Below are 17,864 nucleotides of genomic sequence, written 5' to 3' on the forward strand. Positions count from 1 at the left end.
AACTGTCATCGAATATGCAGAGACCTGTCAGTCTCTGCATATTCGGGACAGACAATGGACTATTTCAAGCGCTTCAACTTCCTGTTCGCCGCCCCCGTGTTCGATGCCGACGACCTCGAGGGCATCCGCTTCAACCAGATCATCGAGGAGATCCAGCGCTCCGGGTTCGAGGTGGTCCGGGCCCGCAAGCTGGAAGACGCAGAGATCGCGGTGCAGACCGATGCTGCGATCGGTTGCATGGTGGTGGACTGGGGCAAAAAGGGCCTTGAGGGCAAGACCTCGGCGCTGATCAATCTGATGCGGCGCCGCGGGCTCGACTTCCCGATCATCCTGCTGATCCGGCGCAAGCGCTTCGAGGACCTCCCCGTCGAGCTGCTCGACTTCATCGACGGCTACGTCTTCCTCTCCGAGGAGACCCCGCCCTTCATCGCCAAGAATTTGATCAGCCGGCTCAAGCAATATGCCGAGACGCTGAAGACGCCGTTCTTCGGTGCGCTGGTCGACTATGCCGAGGAAGGCAACCAGCTCTGGACCTGTCCGGGCCATAATGGCGGCGTGTTCTACAACCGCAGCCCGATCGGCCGCGTCTTCGTCGAGCATCTCGGCGAATCCGTGTTCCGCGACGACCTCGACAATTCCGTGCTCGACCTCGGCGATCTCCTCACCCATGAAGGCCCGGCGCTGAAGGCGCAGAAGGAAGCTGCGCAGATTTTCGGTGCGGAAAAAACCTATTTCGTGCTCAACGGCACCTCGACTTCCAACAAGGTCGCGCTCGGCGCCCTCGTCACCGACGGCGACCTCGTGCTGTTCGACCGCAACAACCACAAGGCCGCCCATCACGGCGCGCTGATGATCAATGGCGGCATCCCGATCTACGTCCCGACCATCCGCAACGCCTGGGGCCTGATCGGTCCGATGCGCTGGGACGCACTCGGCGAAAAGGCCCTGCGCGAGGCGATCCGCAACCATCCGCTGGTTGCGGACAAGGAGGCCTGGCGCAAGGAGCGGCCGTTCCGCGTCGCCGTGGTCGAGCAGTGCACCTATGACGGCACGATCCACAATGCCGAGATGATCCTGAAAAGCATCGGCCATCTCTGCGAATACATCCTGTTCGACGAGGCCTGGGCCGGCTTCATGAAATTCCACCCGCTCTATGCCGGCCGTTTCGCGATGGGATTGACGAACCTTCCGCCGGAGGCGCCGGGCATCATCGCGACGCAGTCCACCCACAAGCAGCTTGCGAGCTTCTCACAGGCCTCGCAAATCCACATCAAGGATCGCCACATCCGCGGCCAGAAGCGGCGCGTCGAGCACCGCCGCTTCAACGAAAGTTTCATGCAGCACGCATCAACCTCGCCGTTCTATCCACTGTTCGCGTCACTGGATGTCGGCGCGCAGATGATGAAGGGCCGCTCCGGCGAAGTGCTGTGGGACGACACCATTCGCCTCGGCATCGAGCTCCGCAAGAAGATCCGCGCGATGCGCCGGGAGTTCGAGGAGAAGGAGCAGAACTCCGATCGGCGCTGGTTCTTCGAGCCGTTCGTGCCCGATCGTGTCGCCATCCCCGACGTCAGCCGCCCCGGCGGCGCGCATAACGTCGCCTGGGAGACGCTGTCCACCGACGAGCTCGCCACCAATCCCGCGCTGTGGCAACTCTCTCCGGATACCAACTGGCACGGCTTTCCCGATCTCACGGAAGGCTTCGCCATGACCGATCCGAACAAGCTGACACTGCTCACGCCCGGCTTCGATCGCGCCACCGGTGCCTATGCCGAGCACGGCATCCCCGCGCCGGTTGTCGCGCAATATCTGCGCGAAAACCGCATCGTCCCTGAAAAGAACGACCTCAACTCCCTGCTGTTCCTGCTCACCCCCGGCGTCGAAGCGAGCAAGGCCGGCACGCTGATCTCCGGCCTCGTCGCGTTCAAGCGGCTGCACGACGACAATGCGCTGCTGGCGGACGCGATCCCTGAATTCTATCAGCGGCGGCAGGCGCGCTATGCCGGCGTGCGGCTGCGCGACCTCTGCGGCGAGATGCACCGCTTCTTCCGGGATGCCAATGTCAGCGCGCTCCAGGCCCGGCAGTTCATGCCCGAGCATATGCCCGAGATCGCGATGTCGCCCCGCGATGCCGCGCGCTATCTGTTCAAGAACGACGTCGACTATCTGCCGATCGAGGCGATCGCGGGCCGCATCGCCACCACGCCCTTCGTGGTCTATCCGCCCGGCATCGCCACCATCGTGCCCGGCGAGCGGCTGACGGAACGGGCCAAGCCCATGGTGGATTACCTCAAGATGTTCGAGACCTGCTTCAACACATTTCCAGGCTTCGAGGTGGAGATCCAGGGCATCTACAAGGAGATCGATGCGCAGGGCCGCATCGGGCTCTATACTTACGTCGTTGCCGAGTAGGTGCCGATGAACGAAACTGCGATTGCCCGCTCGGATAACGAGCCGGTCCTGGTCCGCCCCTCACGCGAGAGCGATATCGAGGCGATGCTGGCGATCTACCGCCATCACGTCCGCAATGGCGTGCCGCGCGATGTCGAGGGAACCGGCGCGCCGGAGCCGGACGATCTGCGCGACCGGCGCAAGAATTTGAAGCAGACCCGCCTGCCGCATCTGGTCGCGACCTATCGCGGCGAGGTCGTCGGCTATGCCTATGCGGTGCTATTCCGCAAGCGTCCGGCCTATCGCTACACCGCCAAGCATTCGATCTACGTGCATCATGAGCATCTCGGCCGCGGTGTCGGACGGTTGCTGCTCCAGGGAATGATCGACGCTTGTGCTGCGGCGGGCTTCCGCCAGATGATCGGCTATATCGATGCCGACAACGCGCCCTCGCTGGCGCTGCACGAGAAGTTCGGCTTCGCCCGCGCCGGCCTGCTGTGCGGCGTCGCCTATCGCCACGGCCGCTGGTCTGACACCGTCATGGTGCAGCGTTCGCTCGGCGCCGGCGTCACCGCGCCGCCATCGCTCACGACGCCTGGCCGTTGAACCCTACGAGGGAAAGTCAGCCGGTCTGACCTGGATGCGGTCGGCATGCAGCGACCAGTGATGCAACGCCTGGTCCTTGCAGAATTTTGCTTTCGCCCGCTCCGTGGCTTCAGTCTCGTCGGTGGCGTCGATTTCGAGCGAGCCCTGGCAAACCTCGATTTGCCGGCCGTACTCCCCGAGCACGTCCTTCATGAACCTGACAACATAAGTTGACATGGGACCTCCCTGCTGCCCCGGCAGCACTCTAGTCCCATTTGGCACGGACCGGGGAAGGAGATTTTGACGCGGATCAAGACCGGGGAGTTTTGGCGGAAGATTCGTTGCGGAACCCCCCGTGCGGGTTTATGGGCAAATGGTGGTCGCCCATGAGGATCTTGCCTTGCAGTTTGTCTCCGATACCGAAGTGACGAAAGTTCTGACGTTTCCGATCCTCATTGCCGCCCTGGAAGAGGCGCACCGCCGGCCGAAGATGGAGGTGCTGGACGCCTTCCTTGGCGACGAGAAGGGGCAATACGTCATCCGCAGCGCGGTCGATCCCGGCCGGTACATGGCGAGCAAGATGTTCACTAGCTTTCCGGCCAATCTGGCGGAAGGCAAGATGCCGGCGGTGCAGGCCGTGTGCGTGCTGTTCGACGGCACCAACGGAAAACCGCTGGCGGCGATGGACGGGACCGAGATCACGCATTGGCGCACCGCTGCCGACTCTGCGCTGGGCACGAAACTGCTCGCCCCGCCCAATCCCGAGACACTGCTCTGCGTCGGTGCCGGCGAGATGTCGGAATGGCTGATCAGGGGGCATCGCACCGTGCGGCCGTCGCTGCAACGCGTGCTGATCTGGAATCGCAGTTCGGATCGCGCCGCGGATCTCGCTCAGCGTTTGGCGAAGAACGGCGTCAAGGCGGAGACGATCGCCGATCTCGACGCAGCGACGCGCGAGGCTGATGTGATCACCACCTGCACCCGCACGCATCAGCCGCTGATCAAGGGCCGCAATTTGCGGCCGGGCACGCATCTGGACCTTGTTGGCGGCTACACGCCGCAAACCCGCGAGGCTGATGACGAGGCAGCAAAGATGTCGCGTGTCTTCGTGGACCGGCGGGAATCCGCCTTCCACGGCGTCGGTGACATCCTGCAACCGATCGCCAACGGCGCGATCAGCGAGAAAGATGTCCTCGGCGACCTCTATGATCTCGCCGGTGGTCACGTGCAGGGACGGACCTCGCCGTCAGACATCACGTTCTTCAAGAACGCAGGCGGCGGCCATCTCGACCTCATGACCTGCGAGGCCGTGTTTAGGCAGATCGGCGCGAAGCTGGGGTAGGCGCCCTATCCCGAGAGCGGGCCGGCATCAGCCATCACGTCTTGATGTCGAGCAGCGCGTCCGTGGTTTCGGCGTAGGCTTGAATGACCTTCGCATTGGCAATGAAGCTGTATTTTGCGGTCGCAAGCTGAGCGAATTCGTTGGCGAGATCGACATTGGGCGCCGCGACCAGGCCGTCCTGGTTTGCGAAGGGCGCGCTTGGGTCATATTGAGCGGTATAGCTCGGAGACACCGTCGACACAGTCGCAACAGTTCCGCCCGGCGTCGAGCCGCTCGATTGGGAGACCTGATCGACCCTCAGCGGCACATACGCCGCAGGAAAAGTCGGGGCAATGCCCGGGCTGCCGGCACCGGCCGATGTGCCTGATCCGCCTGACGCAGGCAGCGGGCCGGTCGTCTGAACATTGGCGATGTTGCTCGCGGCTACGTTCACACGCAAACTCGCAGCGGAAAGTCCGGATGTCGCAATCGAAAATATGCTCATGGACTCACATCTACAGGACAAGTCATACGCGTTCGCTCACGCCATCGTTAAAATTCGCCGCTTTCTCTTTTCATCCTCGTAACCGACGATCGGAGCGCGATCAGACTTCGCGCGCCCCTACCCCGGCATCACGCCAAAGGCCTGCTTGAAGCGCTCGGCATAGCGCGGCCAGACTTCGGGATTGATGATGCGCGGCGGACGCTTGCCGTCGAGCGTGTCCAGCACCTGCTCGGCGGCGATGCGGCCCATGTTCTGGCGCGCCTCGATGGTGACGCCAGCAGTGTGCGGGCTCGCCAGCACATTGTCGAACTGGAGCAGCGGATGCTCCGGCGGCGGCGGCTCCTTGGACCAGACGTCGAGGCCGGCACCCGCGATGCGCTTGTCGCGCAAGGCCTGGAGCAGCGCATCCTCGTCGTGAATGAAACCGCGCGCCGTGGTGATGAAGTAGGCATGCGGCTGCATCAGCGCGAACTCGCGCGTGCTGATCATGTTGCGGCTGCGCTTGTCGAGCGGGCAGGAAATCGAGACGAAATCGGCGCGGCGCAACAGTTCGTCGAGCTCGACCTTCTCGCCGCCCCGCTCGGCCATCACTTCGGCGGTGAGATACGGATCGTAAGCCAGCACCTTCATGCCGAACAGGCCCTTGCAGAGTGCTGCGATGCGGCGGCCGACATTGCCGAGACCAATGATGCCGATGGTCTTGTGTTCGATCTCGTTACCGACGAGCTCGTTGCGGTTGACGTTGGATTCCCTGCGCAGCTTGCGGTCGGACTGGATGATCCGCTTGGACAGCGTCAGCATCATCGCCAGCGCGTGCTCGGCGACGGAATGGGCGTTGCCGCCGGACTGGTTGACCACGAGCACACCCGCAGCCGTGCAGGCCTCGACATCGACGGGGTCGAAGCCGGCGCCATTGCTGGAGACGAGCAGCAGGTTCGGCGTGCGCTTCAGGAAGGTCGCATCGACATGGAAATGAGGGGCGAGTTCATCACGGGCCGCACCGATCTGGTAGACATGGGCCGCGCTGATGATCGGCGCGTAAAAACCTTCGGGGCTTTCGTTCTCGATGCGGTCGAGCCGGACGTCGGGCCGCGCCTTCAAGATGTCGATATAAATCGGATTGGCCAGATATTTGACGTAGAAGACGCGCTTGCTGTTGACGGACATCAGGACCCTTCCGGCTCTCTCAAGGAGGCCCGCAAGGTCAGCGCAATCCGCGCCCCGTCCGTGCGTCCCTCCCGTTTTATCGTTGCCGCACTTATGACATGGCGGTGCCGGCCACGGCAGGCCGTCTGGCGCAGATCACGGTGCCGGCCGGGACATGTTGACAATCCCGCCCGCTCCGTCAAGTTCGGCAGACCGCCGCGACGGCCAAAACCAAGAAGCATGCGCGGCTCAAGGGAGAACGCGATGGCGATTGCGGAACAGCAGACCCCGCCCCAAGTGGCACAAGGGTCCAGCGACAAGAGCTGGCACGGCATCGTCCTGCAAACCCTGAAGCGGAACGAGATCAGCCTCATTCCTTACGTGCCCGATCGCGTGCTGACACCGCTGATCAAGAACCTCCACGCCGATCCCTACTTCACCACCTTTGCCACCGCCCGCGAGGAAGAGGCCGTCGGCATCGTCTCGGGCGCCTGGATGGGCGGACGGAAGGCTGCGGTGCTGATGCAGACCTCCGGTTTTGCCACGCTCGCCAATGTGCTGGCCTCGCTCGCGGTGCCCTACCAGATTCCGCTGATCATGTTCGTCTCCGAGCGCGGTACGCTCGGCGAGTTCAACTACGGCCAGTCGCTGGTCTGCCGCACCATGCGCCCGGTGCTGGATTCGCTGGCGCTGGAGCACCACACCATCACCCGGCTCGACGAGCTCGAATTCATCGCCGACCGCTCGATCAAGCAGGCCGTCACGACCCAGGCGCCGGTGGCGCTGATCCTCAACCCGCTGCTGACCGGCGGCAAGACGTTCGACAAGTGAGGTCAGTGATGAACACGCGCAATACCAAGGTGATGAACCGCTTCGATGTGACCTCGCGCCTGATCGCAAAGCTCAAGCACCAGGAAGCCGTGGTCGGCGGCATCGGCAACACCAATTTCGACCTCTGGGCCGCCGGCCACCGCCCGCAGAATTTTTACATGCTCGGCAGCATGGGGCTCGCCTTCCCGATCGCGCTTGGCGTGGCGCTGGCGCAGCCCGACCGCCGCGTGTTCGCGCTTGAAGGCGACGGCTCGCTGCTGATGCAGCTCGGCGCGCTTTCAACCATTGCGGCATTGAAGCCGAACAACCTGATCATGATCGTGATGGACAACGGCATCTACCAGATCACCGGCGCGCAGCCGACACCGGCCGCAAACGTGGCCGACATCGTCGCCATCGCCACAGGCTCCGGGCTTGCCAACAGCACCTGGGCCGCGGACGAGGAGGATTTCGAGCGGCTGGTCGACGAGGCCATGTCCGCCTCCGGGCCGAGTTTGATCGCCGTCCGCATCGACGACAAGCCGGGCGTCGGCGCCACCCGCAGGGACCCGGTGCAGATCCGGGAGCGCTTCATGCACGGCCTCGGCGTGCGCCAGCCACTTTAACGTTTCGTCATTAACTACACGGCGATCTGATCCTCCCGCCGCAACAGGCCGTCGCGATTCCGTGCTATCGGCAACGGATGTTCATTTTTGTTCGGTTTTTTGCTTGGCTGCTCGCCGCCGCCGTGACCTTTGCAACCCTCGGCCCGCCCGGCCTGCGGCCCCATTCCGACCTCGGCCAGGACGGCGAGCACGCGCTCGCCTTCATCCTGGTGGGACTGGCGTTCGGCCTTGCCTACCGCAACCACCGCTGGGCTGTCGCCGCCATTGCTGTGGTCTTGATCGGCGTGCTCGAACTGATGCAGTTCTGGGCGCCCGGACGGCATGCACGGCTGGAGGATTTCCTGGTCGATGCCGGCACGGCCTGCATCGGCTTTGCGCTCGCGGCCGTTGCCGATTGGATCGTGACGCGGCTTCGTGCCAGCTCGACCGTCACAAGCGAAGGCCCCGCGGAGTAACGCTCCGCAGGGCCCATTTCTCTCAAGCCTATGGTTGCGCCGATCAGTCGATGATCTTGACGACGCGGCGCGTGCGCGGCTCGACGATGACACGGCGATCGTTGACGACTGCATAGCGATATTCGGTGTAGTTCGGCACCGGACGCAGCACCACGGTCGGCGGCAGCGGCTCGCCGACGACGACGCGCTCCTCGACCACGACGGAGTCGTCGCGCGGGATTCCGCCCAGGATCGCATTCGGGATTTCCAGGCCAGCACCGACGGCCGCACCCACGGTGCCGCCGACCATCGCGCCGACCGGGCCGCCGATGTCGCCGCCCGCACGTGCGCCGTTCCTGGCGCCCTGTTCGGTCGTCGACTGGGCAAAGGCTGCACTCGACGCCAGCAGCGAGATGGCAGCCAACGAAATCGCAAGACGGGTCTTCATGTCCACACTCTCCAGTGTTTGTTGATGCGCCTTCAACCGCGGGACCGGAGCATTGTTCCAGTTCCCCCGTGACGAAAGACGCGCCAAATCCGGAGAGTGTTACAGCGTAACAGTTCAGGCCGCGGCGATCTCGTGCCCCGCCATCAGTTCCAGCGCCCGCACCATCGCCGAGTGGTCCCAAGCCTTGCCGCCATGCGCGGTGCAGGATGAGAATAATTGCTGCGCCACCGCGGTGCTCGGTAGCGACAGGCCGAGCGCGCGCGCACCTTCGAGCGCGAGGTTGAGATCCTTCTGGTGCAGCTCGATGCGGAAACCGGGATCGAAATTGCGCGTCACCATGCGCTCGCCATGCACTTCGAGAATGCGCGACGCGGCAAACCCGCCCATCAATGCCTTGCGTACCAGCGCGGGGTTGGCACCGGCCTTGGATGCAAACAGCAGCGCTTCGCTCACCGCCTCGATCGTCAGCGCGACGATGATCTGGTTGGCGACCTTCGTCGTCTGGCCATCGCCATTGGCGCCGACATGCGTGACGTTCTTGCCCATCCTGTCAAAGATCGGCTTCATGGTCCCGAAGGCTCGCTCGGGCCCGCCGACCATGATGGTGAGGCTCGCAGCTTTCGCCCCGACCTCCCCGCCCGACACCGGCGCGTCGAGGTAATCGGCGCCGAATGCCTCGATCTTCTTGGCAAACTCCTTCGTCGCCAGCGGCGAGATCGAGCTCATGTCGACGACGATCTTGCCCTTGGAGATGCCGCTCGCGACGCCGTCCTTGCCGAACAGCACGGCTTCCACATGCGGGGTATCCGGCACCATGATGATGACGGCATCCGCCTCCTCCGCGACCTCCTTGGCCGATTTGCAGGCGATGCCGCCGGCCGTGATCAGCTCGGGGGCGATGGGCGCAACGTCATGCAGGAGAACGCGATGGCCCGCGGCCAGAAGGTGGCCGGCCATCGGCCGTCCCATGGTGCCAAGTCCGATGAAGCCGATATCGATCATGTCTTAAGTTTCCTCAGGTCTCAAACGTTTGCGCCGCGTGCCAGGACAGGCCTTCCAGCGTCGTGGTGCGCGGCTTGTATTCGCAGCCGACCCAGCCGCGATAACCGATCGCGTCGAGGTGACGGAACAGGAAGGGATAGTTGATCTCGCCGGTGCCGGGCTCATGCCGGCCCGGATTGTCGGCGAGCTGGATATGCGCGATCTGGGGGAGATATTCCTGAATGGTGCGGGCGAGATCGCCCTCCATGATCTGCATGTGGTAGATGTCGTACTGGATGAAGAGATTGTTCGACCGCACCTCGGAGATCAGCTGCACCGCCTGCTCGGTGCCGTTGAGGAAGAAGCCTGGAATGTCGAGCGTATTGATCGGCTCGACCAGCAGCTTGATATTCTCCCGCGCCAGCGTCGACGCCGCAAAACGCAAATTCCCGACCAGCGTCTCGTTCAGCTCGCGCGGATCGGCATCGATGGGGGCGATGCCGACGAGGCAGTTGAGCTGCTCGCAATCGAGCGCCTTGGCGTAGTCGATGGCGCGGAACACGCCATCGCGGAATTCGGCGGTGCGATCGGGCAGAATCGCGATGCCGCGTTCACCGGCAGCCCAATTGCCGGCCGGCAGATTGTGCAGCACCTGCGTCAGCCCGTGGGCCTCGAGCTGCTCGCGCAAAAGCGCCTTGTCGAAATCGTAAGGGAAGAGATACTCGACCCCGGAAAAGCCCGCGGCCTTCGCCGCGGCAAAGCGGTCGAGGAACGGCATCTCGTTGAAGAGCATGGTGAGGTTGGCGGCGAATTTCGGCATGATACTGTTCCCCTATTCCGCCGGCTGGAGCACGCCGGGCCGCTTGGTCCCGACCTCGTCGAGCGGCAGATCCAGCACCTCCTCGAACTCGACGATGTTGTCGATCTCGGTCCCCATCGCGATGTTGGTGACGCGTTCGAGGATGAACTCGACCACCACTGGCACGCGGTGCTTGGCCATCAGTTCGCGCGCGGTGGTGAACGCGGCCTGCGTGTCCTTGGGATCGGTGACACGGATCGCCTTGCAGCCGAGGCCTTCGGCCACCGCGACATGGTCTACGCCGTATCCATTGAGCTCCGGCGCATTGACGTTCTCGAAGGAGAGCTGGACATGATAGTCCATGTCAAAACCGCGCTGGGCCTGGCGGATCAGGCCGAGATAGGAATTGTTCACAACGATGTGGATGTAGGGCAGATTGAATTGCGCCCCGACCGCGAGCTCCTCGATCAGGAACTGGAAGTCGTAGTCACCCGACAACGCGACGATCTCTCGTTCAGGACACGCCGCACGCACGCCGAGCGCTGCCGGCAGCGTCCATCCGAGCGGACCCGCCTGCCCGGCATTGATCCAGTTGCGCGGCTTGTAGACGCCGAGGAATTGCGCGCCCGCGATCTGCGACAGCCCGATCACGGTGACGTAGCAAGTGTCGCGGCCGAACGCCTTGGTCATCTCCTCGTAGACGCGCTGCGGCTTGATCGGGACGTTGTCGAAATGGCTCTTGCGCAGCATGGTCTTCTTGCGATCGCGGCAGGCCGCGGGCCACGCCTGGCGCTCGCGCAACCTGCCGGAACGTCGCCACTCCCTGGCGACGGTGACGAAAAGTTCGAGCGCGGCCTTCGCGTCCGAGACGATGCCGAGATCGGGATTGAACACGCGCCCGATCTGCGTCGGCTCGATGTCGACATGCACGAAGGTACGGCCCTTGGTGTAGGTCTCGACCGAGCCGGTGTGGCGGTTGGCCCAGCGGTTGCCGATGCCGAGCACGAAATCTGACTCGAGCATGGTGGCGTTGCCGTAGCGGTGGCTGGTCTGAAGACCGACCATGCCGGCCATCAGCACGTGATCGTCGGGGATCGCGCCCCACCCCATCAGCGTCGGCACGACGGGTACGTTGACGATCTCGGCGAATTCGACCAGCAGGTCGGAAGCGTCTGCGTTGATGATGCCGCCGCCCGCGACGATCAGCGGCCGCTCGGCCGCATTGAGCATCTCCAGCGCCTTCTCGACCTGTTTCCGCGAGGCAGCGGGCTTATAGACCGGGAGCGGCTCATAGGTCTCGTCGTCGAACTCGATCTCGGCCAGCTGCACGTCGAGCGGCAGGTCGATCAGCACCGGCCCCGGCCGGCCTGAGCGCATCACGTGAAACGCCTGGCTGAACACGCGGGGCACCAGCCCCGGCTCGCGCACAGTCACCGCCCATTTGGTCACGGGCTTTGCGATCGACTCGATATCGACGGCCTGGAAGTCTTCCTTGTAGAGCCGCGCGCGCGGTGCCTGCCCGGTGATGCAGAGGATCGGAATGGAATCGGCGATCGCCGAATAGAGCCCGGTAATCATGTCGGTGCCAGCCGGCCCAGAGGTGCCGATGCAGACGCCGATATTGCCGGCCTTGGCCCGCGTATAGCCCTCCGCCATGTGGGAGGCGCCCTCGACATGACGCGCGAGGATATGGCGGATCGAGCCACGCTTCTTCAACGCCGAGTAAAGCGGATTGATCGCGGCCCCGGGAACCCCAAAGGCGGTCGAGATGCCTTCCTTCTCCAGAATTCGCACGGCCGCATCGATAGCTCGCATCTTCGCCATATCGGACCTCGCTTAGGTTGCGTCAGCGAGCGAGATCATCGGGCGAGCAGAAGCCGATCTCAACGAGATCGGTTTTATTTTCCACGATGTGGCAGCCGTGAAAAAAACGAGGCCGTCTCAAGCGGTTAAGCCAAGATATTCGTGAAAGCGGATCACTCGAACAGCGGCGCCAGCTCCATTTGCGGGACCAGCACGAGGCCTTTGTCGGTGATGCGAATTTCCGGAATGACCGATAGCGGAATTAGATTGAAGCCCATGTAGGGGATGGTGCAGCCGGCCTCCGTCCATTCCTTCTTCAAGACCTTGACCTCTTCGGCCACCTCGGTGACACGCTTGTCGGACAAGAGGCCCGCGATCGGCAGCGGGACCAACGCCCTCACCTTGCCGTCGGCGACGACGCAAACGGCGCCCTGTTGCTCCTTGATGGCGGCGATAGCCACCTGCATATCGCCCTCGTTGGTTCCGGCGACAATGATGTTGTGGCTGTCGTGCCCGACGCTGGAGGCGACCGCGCCACGCTTCAGGCCGAAATCCTTCAGCAGGCCGTAGGCAACGTTGCCGGCCGACTTGCCGTGGCGCTCGACCACCGTGACGAAGCACAGGCCGTAGCGGGCGAACAATTCCGGCCAATCCTTTGCCGGCTCGATCTTGACCTTCTCGTGGATCAACGTGATGCCCGGCAGCGCGGTCTTGATCGCATTGACGGTGCAGGCTTTCGCCGGCAGCTCCGGCGTCAGCTTCAGCTTCTCCGGCAGCTTCACGGTCACATAGGCCGTGTCAGGATATTGATAGCGCTGCGACAGCGCCTGATCCAGCCTCGGCGTGATCTTGCGGTTCTCCACCACCAGCTCGCCGCCATACCAGGTGCACTGCGGCTTGAGATTGTCGTCCATCAACACGAGATCGGCGCGGCGGCCGCCGCCGAGACCCCCAATGTCGCCGTCCATGTTGAAGCGCGTGGCGCCGTGCAGCGAGCCCATCGACCAGGCCTGCTCCGGTGACATCCCCGCCTTCACGGCTTCACGCACCACCCAGTCGAGACCGAACAGCAGGAGATCGTCGGCGTCGCGGTCGTCGGTGCACACGGCCGTGCGCTTGTGCGAGGCACCAAGCTCGGTGATCGTCCGGATCGCCTGCGGCAGCGAGTGCCACGGCGTGGTCGGCGGGCCGCCGCGCAGGAAAATCCAGACGCCGGCATCAAGCAGATCGTCGGCGATGTCGCGGTCGATCGCCTCGTGGGTATCGGTAACACCGCTTGCCGCATAGGCCGCGACGAATTCGCGGCCGTAGATATGGCCGGACACCGGCCGCCCGCGCTTCAAGGCGGCTGCCAGGATCGCATGGCTGCGCTCGTCGCCCATCGTGACAGGCACGAAATCCATCTTCTCGCCGAGCGCGACCGCTTCGGGCCAGCGGTCGAACAGGCCGGCAATCTTGTCGGGCGTGAGATCGCCGCCGGCGGTCTCCAGCGCGGCCGAGGTCGCAGGGACCGTTGAAGGCACCGTCAAAAAGATCGAGAGCGGCGCTTCGCGCGCGTCCTCCAGCATCGCCTCGACGCCGGCGACGTCCATGACGTTGCCGATTTCGTGGCTGTCGCAGAAGATCGTGGTGGTGCCGTTGAGCAGCGCGGCCTCGGCATAGGCGCAGGCCGTCACCATCGAGGATTCGATGTGGATGTGCGGATCGACCAGCCCCGGCGCGATGATGCCGCCCGCGGCATCATAAACCGCAACGTTGCTCCAGGCCTTCCTGGCTGTTCCGGCCGGCCTCACCGCCGCGATGCGGCCGCCGGTGATCCAGACCTCGCGGTTCGCGTGGATGCGCTCCGAATAAGTCGAGAGCACCCGCGCGCCCGTGACGACGAGATCAGGCGCAACGCGCGCCGAGGCGACGTCGGCCAAGCGCCGCGTCATCGAATGCAGCGGTGCGACGGCGAAACGGGTCAGTTTGGTCATCGGAACCCTCGCGTGGCGTTACGGTCGAGCGATGGTTACGCCCGGCGCTGAGCCGGGCAAGCTCAAATATAACGGCACGCCCTGCTCACGCTTTAGGCGCCGAACCACCCGCAGCCGCCGACTTCGCGGGTCTGCGCCGGTTCCGCGCTCTCGGCGGAGGTGCGGCAGCGGGCTTGACCCGAATCCGCATCGACCGCCCGTTTAGCTCATCGATCTCGAACGAATTCGTCTTTCGCACGAGGTCACTCAGCTTGCGAAAACCGAACGTTCTCGGATCGAAATCGGAAGCCAGATTGGCGAGCTGCCGTCCGACCTCCCCGAGAGCGACCCAGCCGTCTTCGCTCTCCATCTGGGTAATGACCTTCTTGATGATGGGGGTCGCCGCATCAGGCGGCTGAAGCGATGTCGATCTCAAGGCTGCGTCCTGGGTATTCGCCGGGGCGGCAAGCAGGTTTTCCGTGTAAACGAACCTCCGGCATGCCTGCCTGAAGCTCTCCGGTGTCTTCTGCTCGCCGAACCCAAAGACGTCGACCCCCTGCTCGCGGATACGGGCGGCGAGACGAGTAAAGTCGCTGTCGGATGACACCAGGCAAAAGCCATCGAACCGACCGCTGTGAAGCAGGTCCATGGCGTCAATGACCAGGGTGATGTCGGACGCATTTTTTCCCGTCGTGTAGGCGAACTGCTGCTGCGGGATGATGGCGTGTTTCGACAGGATGTCGGCCCACCCCTTGGATCGCGCATTGGAGAAGTCGCCGTAGATGCGGCGAACGCTGGCCTCGCCGATCTTGGCAATCTCCTCGAACAGTCCATCCGCGATCTTTGCGGATGCGTTGTCGGCGTCAATCAGGACAGCCAGACGGGGCGAACGGAGCTCGGACGGCATGATTATCCCCAAAAAGGACGCGACAACGGTGATGGATATACCGATGTCGGGGCTCGTGCCGCCAGAGCTGATTTCTCTCAGCGGGTCACGACGGACCTCAAACCGGGCTCAGGCCGGTTTCGCGACCGGCATCACGCCACCGAGCGCAGCGGTGAGTTCCACCGCCACCTCCCGCACTATCCGGCCGACCTCCGGTAACCGCCCATCGGTGATGCGGCTGGTCAGGCCCGAGATGGAGATCGCGGCCAGCGGCTCGGCGAGCGCGTTGTAGACGACGGCGGCGACGCAGCGCAGGCCCATCTCGGCTTCCTCATCGTCGATCGCATAACCTTGCTTGCGGATCGTCGCGAGTTCCCGGAACAGATCGCTTGGCCGCACGATCGATCTCTCTGTCAACCGCGGCATACCGTGATGGCGGATGACGGCGCCGACGTCCTCATCCGAATAGGTCGCGAGCACAGCCTTGCCGACTCCCGACGTCACCATGGCGACGCGACCGCCGACCTGGGTCAGCGAGCGCATGATCTCGCGGCTCTCCATGCGGGTCAGCACGATGATGAACTCGTCGTCGACCACGGCGAGGTTGGCGGTCTCGCGGGTGAGATCGCGCAGCTTGCGCAAATAGGGAATGGCTTGCGTGGAGAAATTGCGCCGCCGCGCGAAGCTGGCGCCGACCGTGAAGCTGCGCACGCCGACATGCCATTTGGATTCGGCGCGATCGAACTGCACGAAGCGGCGGCTCTCCAGCGTGGCCAGCAGGCGGTGCACGGTGGAGGCCGACAGGCCGGTGCGGACGGCGAGATCGCTGAGGCGATAGCCTTCGTCGTCTTCGGACAGCGTTTCCAGGATCGACAGCGCGCGGTCAACGGACTGCACGCCGCCGTCGCGCGTGTCGTGATCGGCCTCCGATGAAGATCGGGGCTCGAGCGATTTGCGCCGGATCACGTTCTTGCTCATCGCGACCTGACTGTTCTCACCTCTCCCTGCGAACAGGGAGAGGCGAATGGACGTCACCGTCTCAGAGCAGCCCTGCCCCGCGCGCCCATTTGTACTTGGCGCCCAAGACCTCGACCGGAAGCTCGGTCGAATAGGCATAGGCCGGGATGCCGTTCTGGTAGAGATATTCGGCGGCTTCCTCGACCTCGACGTCGCCGGCGAGCGAGGCCACGATGGGCTTCACAAAACCCTTGGCCTCCATCTCCTTCTTCACCTCGACCATGTTGCGGGCGAACACCATCGGCGGCGTGACGATGGTGTGCCAGTAGCCGAGGATCAGCGAATGGACGCGCTCATCCGTCAAGCCGAGCTTCACGGTGTTGACGTAGGTGATCGGGGGCTCGCCGCCGGTGATATCCACGGGATTTCCGGCAGCCCCGAACGGCGGGATGAACTTGCGGAAGGCCGCATCGAGATCCGGCGGCATGGACATCAGCGACAGGCCGTTGTCCACACAGGAGTCCGACAGCAGCACGCCCGAGCCGCCGGCACCGGTGATGATCAGCACGTTCTCGCCCTTCGGCGTCGGCAGCACCGGCACGCCACGGGCGAATTCGAGCAGCTGCCGCAAGCTACGGGCGCGGATCACGCCCGACTGCGCCAGGACATCCTCGTAGATCTTGTCGTTACCGGCGAGCGCGCCGGTGTGCGACGAAGCCGCCTTCGCGCCGGCCGAGGTACGGCCGGCCTTGAGCACGACGACCGGCTTCTTTTTGGAGACGCGCTTGGCGGCTTCCGCAAAGGCACGGCCGTCCTTGAGGTCTTCGCAATGCTGCGCGATGATCGTCGTGTTCGGATCCTGCTCGAAGAAGGCCAGCAGATCGTCCTCGTCGATATCGGACTTGTTGCCGAGGCCGACGATCGCCGACACGCCCATTTTCGCCGAGCGCGAGAAGCCGATGATCGCCATGCCGATGCCGCCGGACTGCGACGATAGCGCAGCCGAGCCCTTGACGTCGTAGGCGGTGCAGAAGGTCGCGCAGAGATTGGCCGGCGTATAATAGAAGCCGTAGATGTTCGGCCCCATCAGGCGGATATCGTATTTCTTGCCGATCTCGACGATCTCGGCCTGCAATTCCGGCGCGCCCGCTTCGGCAAAGCCCGACGGGATCAGCACGGCGCCCGGGATTTTCTTCTCGCCGCATTCGACCAGAGCACCCGCGACGAACTTTGCGGGGATCGCGAACACGGCCGTGTCGATCACACCCGGCACGTCCTTGACGCTCTTGTAAGCCTTGTGGCCGAGAATCTCCGCTGCCTTCGGGTGGATCGGATAGATCTCGCCCTTGTAGCCGCCGTTGATGAGGTTCTTCATCACGGAGTTGCCGATCTTGCCGTCTTCCGCGGAGGCGCCGATCACGGCGACGCCCTTCGGCTGCATGATGCGGCTCATGGCGGCGACGATCTCTTCGGTCGGGCGCGGCTTCGGCTTCGGCACATAGGCGAAGTCGACGACGATGCGCACGTCGGCGGCGATTGCGTCCTTGGCCGTCGCAAACACCGGGTTGAGGTCGAGTTCGACGATCTCGGGGAAATCGGTGACCAACTGCGACACCTTGACGATGACATCGGCCAGCGCCGTACGGTTCACCGGTTCACCGCCGCGCACGCCCTTCAAAATCTCATGTGCCTGGATGCCGTCGAGCATCGAGAGCGCGTCTTGCTTGGTGGCGGGCGCGAGGCGGAAGGTGATGTCTTTCAGCACTTCGACCAGCACGCCACCGAGGCCGAAGGCGACCAGCTTGCCGAACGAGCCGTCGGTGATCGAGCCGACGATGACTTCGGTGCCGCCGGCCAGCATCTGCTGCACCTGGACGCCCTCGATCTTGGCATCGGCCTTATACTTCTTGGCGTTGGAGAGGATGGTCTCGTAAGCCTTCTCGGCATCCTCGGCCGTCTTGAGGCCGACGATAACGCCGCCGGCTTCCGTCTTGTGGAGAATGTCCGGCGAGACGATCTTCATCACCACAGGGAAGCCCATGGACGACGCCATCTTGGCGGCTTCACCACCCGACTTCGCCACGCCCTCCTTCGGCACCGGAATACCGTAGGCGTCGCAGACCAGCTTGCCTTCCGGCGCCGTCAGGCTGGAGCGGTTGTCCGCCTTGACCTGGTCGAGCACTTTGCGGACGGCGTCTTTGGAATTGGACATGTGGC

At 63.8% G+C, this 17,864-nt stretch carries 17 protein-coding genes; 6 read left to right on the top strand and 11 right to left on the bottom strand.

Annotated elements, in window-relative coordinates; all coding sequences use genetic code 11:
• Positions 1-54 precede the first annotated feature (54 nt).
• A complete protein-coding gene (locus BMW89_RS06675; RefSeq protein ID WP_092023937.1) occupies positions 55-2,412 on the top strand; it encodes an Orn/Lys/Arg family decarboxylase in 2,358 nt (785 codons plus the stop codon).
• Positions 2,413-2,418: 6 nt separating this feature from the next.
• On the top strand, positions 2,419-2,997 hold the full coding sequence (locus BMW89_RS06680; RefSeq protein WP_177195875.1) for a GNAT family N-acetyltransferase: 579 nt from the start codon (positions 2,419-2,421) through the stop codon (positions 2,995-2,997).
• Positions 2,998-3,000: 3 nt separating this feature from the next.
• On the opposite strand, the gene BMW89_RS37770 is transcribed toward BMW89_RS06680, so the two are convergent.
• Positions 3,001-3,213, bottom strand: coding sequence for a hypothetical protein (locus BMW89_RS37770; protein WP_177195876.1), 213 nt, complete (start codon positions 3,211-3,213; stop codon positions 3,001-3,003).
• Positions 3,214-3,376: 163 nt separating this feature from the next.
• On the opposite strand from BMW89_RS37770, the gene BMW89_RS06690 reads away from it, so the two are divergent.
• Positions 3,377-4,318, top strand: coding sequence for an ornithine cyclodeaminase family protein (locus BMW89_RS06690; protein WP_092024675.1), 942 nt, complete (start codon positions 3,377-3,379; stop codon positions 4,316-4,318).
• Positions 4,319-4,352: 34 nt separating this feature from the next.
• On the opposite strand, the gene BMW89_RS06695 is transcribed toward BMW89_RS06690, so the two are convergent.
• Together BMW89_RS06695 and BMW89_RS06700 are read right to left on the bottom strand one after the other, a co-directional pair.
• Entirely contained in the window at positions 4,353-4,802 is a 450-nt protein-coding gene (locus BMW89_RS06695; RefSeq protein WP_092023941.1) for a flagellar basal body rod protein FlgC, read from the bottom strand.
• 117 nt (positions 4,803-4,919) lie between these two features.
• The gene (locus BMW89_RS06700) at positions 4,920-5,969 is read right to left on the bottom strand and encodes a hydroxyacid dehydrogenase (protein WP_092023943.1); all 1,050 of its coding nucleotides are present in this window, start codon (positions 5,967-5,969) and stop codon (positions 4,920-4,922) included.
• Positions 5,970-6,212: 243 nt separating this feature from the next.
• Between BMW89_RS06700 and BMW89_RS06705 the strand changes: the two genes are divergently transcribed.
• The 3 genes from BMW89_RS06705 (at position 6,213) to BMW89_RS06715 (ending at position 7,839) form a co-directional block, all read left to right on the top strand.
• Complete coding sequence (locus tag BMW89_RS06705) at positions 6,213-6,779, top strand: thiamine pyrophosphate-binding protein (RefSeq protein ID WP_177195877.1); 567 nt, start codon at positions 6,213-6,215, stop codon at positions 6,777-6,779.
• Between the two features lie 8 nt (positions 6,780-6,787).
• On the top strand, positions 6,788-7,384 hold the full coding sequence (locus BMW89_RS06710; protein WP_177195878.1) for a thiamine pyrophosphate-dependent enzyme: 597 nt from the start codon (positions 6,788-6,790) through the stop codon (positions 7,382-7,384).
• Positions 7,385-7,461: 77 nt separating this feature from the next.
• Positions 7,462-7,839: a VanZ family protein gene (locus tag BMW89_RS06715; RefSeq protein ID WP_092023949.1), complete on the top strand. Its 378-nt coding sequence runs from the start codon at positions 7,462-7,464 to the stop codon at positions 7,837-7,839.
• Between the two features lie 43 nt (positions 7,840-7,882).
• Here the strand turns inward: BMW89_RS06715 and BMW89_RS06720 are convergent, their stop codons facing one another.
• The 8 genes from BMW89_RS06720 to BMW89_RS06755 all read right to left on the bottom strand — a co-directional run bounded on the left by BMW89_RS06720 (position 7,883) and on the right by BMW89_RS06755 (position 17,859).
• On the bottom strand, positions 7,883-8,266 hold the full coding sequence (locus tag BMW89_RS06720; protein WP_092023951.1) for a DUF1236 domain-containing protein: 384 nt from the start codon (positions 8,264-8,266) through the stop codon (positions 7,883-7,885).
• A 114-nt stretch (positions 8,267-8,380) separates the two neighbouring features.
• Positions 8,381-9,268 (bottom strand): 2-hydroxy-3-oxopropionate reductase, encoded by an 888-nt coding sequence (locus BMW89_RS06725; RefSeq protein ID WP_092023953.1) that lies wholly within the window; start codon positions 9,266-9,268, stop codon positions 8,381-8,383.
• A gap of 13 nt (positions 9,269-9,281) precedes the next feature.
• Positions 9,282-10,067 carry a hydroxypyruvate isomerase gene (hyi, locus tag BMW89_RS06730; RefSeq protein ID WP_092023955.1) on the bottom strand — a complete coding sequence of 262 codons (786 nt, stop codon included), beginning with the start codon at positions 10,065-10,067 and terminating at the stop codon, positions 9,282-9,284.
• 12 nt (positions 10,068-10,079) lie between these two features.
• Entirely contained in the window at positions 10,080-11,870 is a 1,791-nt protein-coding gene (gene gcl, locus BMW89_RS06735; protein ID WP_092023957.1) for a glyoxylate carboligase, read from the bottom strand.
• 152 nt (positions 11,871-12,022) lie between these two features.
• Positions 12,023-13,825 carry an adenine deaminase C-terminal domain-containing protein gene (locus tag BMW89_RS06740; protein ID WP_092023959.1) on the bottom strand — a complete coding sequence of 601 codons (1,803 nt, stop codon included), beginning with the start codon at positions 13,823-13,825 and terminating at the stop codon, positions 12,023-12,025.
• Between the two features lie 85 nt (positions 13,826-13,910).
• Complete coding sequence (locus BMW89_RS06745) at positions 13,911-14,711, bottom strand: NYN domain-containing protein (protein WP_092024676.1); 801 nt, start codon at positions 14,709-14,711, stop codon at positions 13,911-13,913.
• A 108-nt stretch (positions 14,712-14,819) separates the two neighbouring features.
• Entirely contained in the window at positions 14,820-15,668 is an 849-nt protein-coding gene (locus tag BMW89_RS06750) for an IclR family transcriptional regulator (protein WP_092023961.1), read from the bottom strand.
• 61 nt (positions 15,669-15,729) lie between these two features.
• Complete coding sequence (locus BMW89_RS06755) at positions 15,730-17,859, bottom strand: acetate--CoA ligase family protein (protein ID WP_092023963.1); 2,130 nt, start codon at positions 17,857-17,859, stop codon at positions 15,730-15,732.
• Positions 17,860-17,864 lie beyond the last annotated feature (5 nt).

Source organism: Bradyrhizobium sp. OK095, from assembly GCF_900109945.1.
Lineage (GTDB): Bacteria > Pseudomonadota > Alphaproteobacteria > Rhizobiales > Xanthobacteraceae > Bradyrhizobium.

Excerpts from the sequence above, each read along its gene's own strand:
- BMW89_RS06675 (WP_092023937.1), top strand. The coding sequence starts at position 55 with ATGGACTATTTCAAGCGCTTCAACTTCCTGTTCGCCGCCCCCGTGTTC.
- BMW89_RS06680 (WP_177195875.1), top strand. The coding sequence starts at position 2,419 with ATGAACGAAACTGCGATTGCCCGCTCGGATAACGAGCCGGTCCTGGTC.
- BMW89_RS37770 (WP_177195876.1), bottom strand. The coding sequence starts at position 3,213 with ATGTCAACTTATGTTGTCAGGTTCATGAAGGACGTGCTCGGGGAGTAC.
- BMW89_RS06695 (WP_092023941.1), bottom strand. The coding sequence starts at position 4,802 with ATGAGCATATTTTCGATTGCGACATCCGGACTTTCCGCTGCGAGTTTG.
- BMW89_RS06700 (WP_092023943.1), bottom strand. The coding sequence starts at position 5,969 with ATGTCCGTCAACAGCAAGCGCGTCTTCTACGTCAAATATCTGGCCAAT.
- BMW89_RS06705 (WP_177195877.1), top strand. The coding sequence starts at position 6,213 with ATGGCGATTGCGGAACAGCAGACCCCGCCCCAAGTGGCACAAGGGTCC.
- BMW89_RS06710 (WP_177195878.1), top strand. The coding sequence starts at position 6,788 with ATGAACACGCGCAATACCAAGGTGATGAACCGCTTCGATGTGACCTCG.
- BMW89_RS06715 (WP_092023949.1), top strand. The coding sequence starts at position 7,462 with ATGTTCATTTTTGTTCGGTTTTTTGCTTGGCTGCTCGCCGCCGCCGTG.
- BMW89_RS06720 (WP_092023951.1), bottom strand. The coding sequence starts at position 8,266 with ATGAAGACCCGTCTTGCGATTTCGTTGGCTGCCATCTCGCTGCTGGCG.
- BMW89_RS06725 (WP_092023953.1), bottom strand. The coding sequence starts at position 9,268 with ATGATCGATATCGGCTTCATCGGACTTGGCACCATGGGACGGCCGATG.
- hyi (WP_092023955.1), bottom strand. The coding sequence starts at position 10,067 with ATGCCGAAATTCGCCGCCAACCTCACCATGCTCTTCAACGAGATGCCG.
- gcl (WP_092023957.1), bottom strand. The coding sequence starts at position 11,870 with ATGGCGAAGATGCGAGCTATCGATGCGGCCGTGCGAATTCTGGAGAAG.
- BMW89_RS06740 (WP_092023959.1), bottom strand. The coding sequence starts at position 13,825 with ATGACCAAACTGACCCGTTTCGCCGTCGCACCGCTGCATTCGATGACG.
- BMW89_RS06745 (WP_092024676.1), bottom strand. The coding sequence starts at position 14,711 with ATGCCGTCCGAGCTCCGTTCGCCCCGTCTGGCTGTCCTGATTGACGCC.
- BMW89_RS06750 (WP_092023961.1), bottom strand. The coding sequence starts at position 15,668 with ATGAGCAAGAACGTGATCCGGCGCAAATCGCTCGAGCCCCGATCTTCA.
- BMW89_RS06755 (WP_092023963.1), bottom strand. The coding sequence starts at position 17,859 with ATGTCCAATTCCAAAGACGCCGTCCGCAAAGTGCTCGACCAGGTCAAG.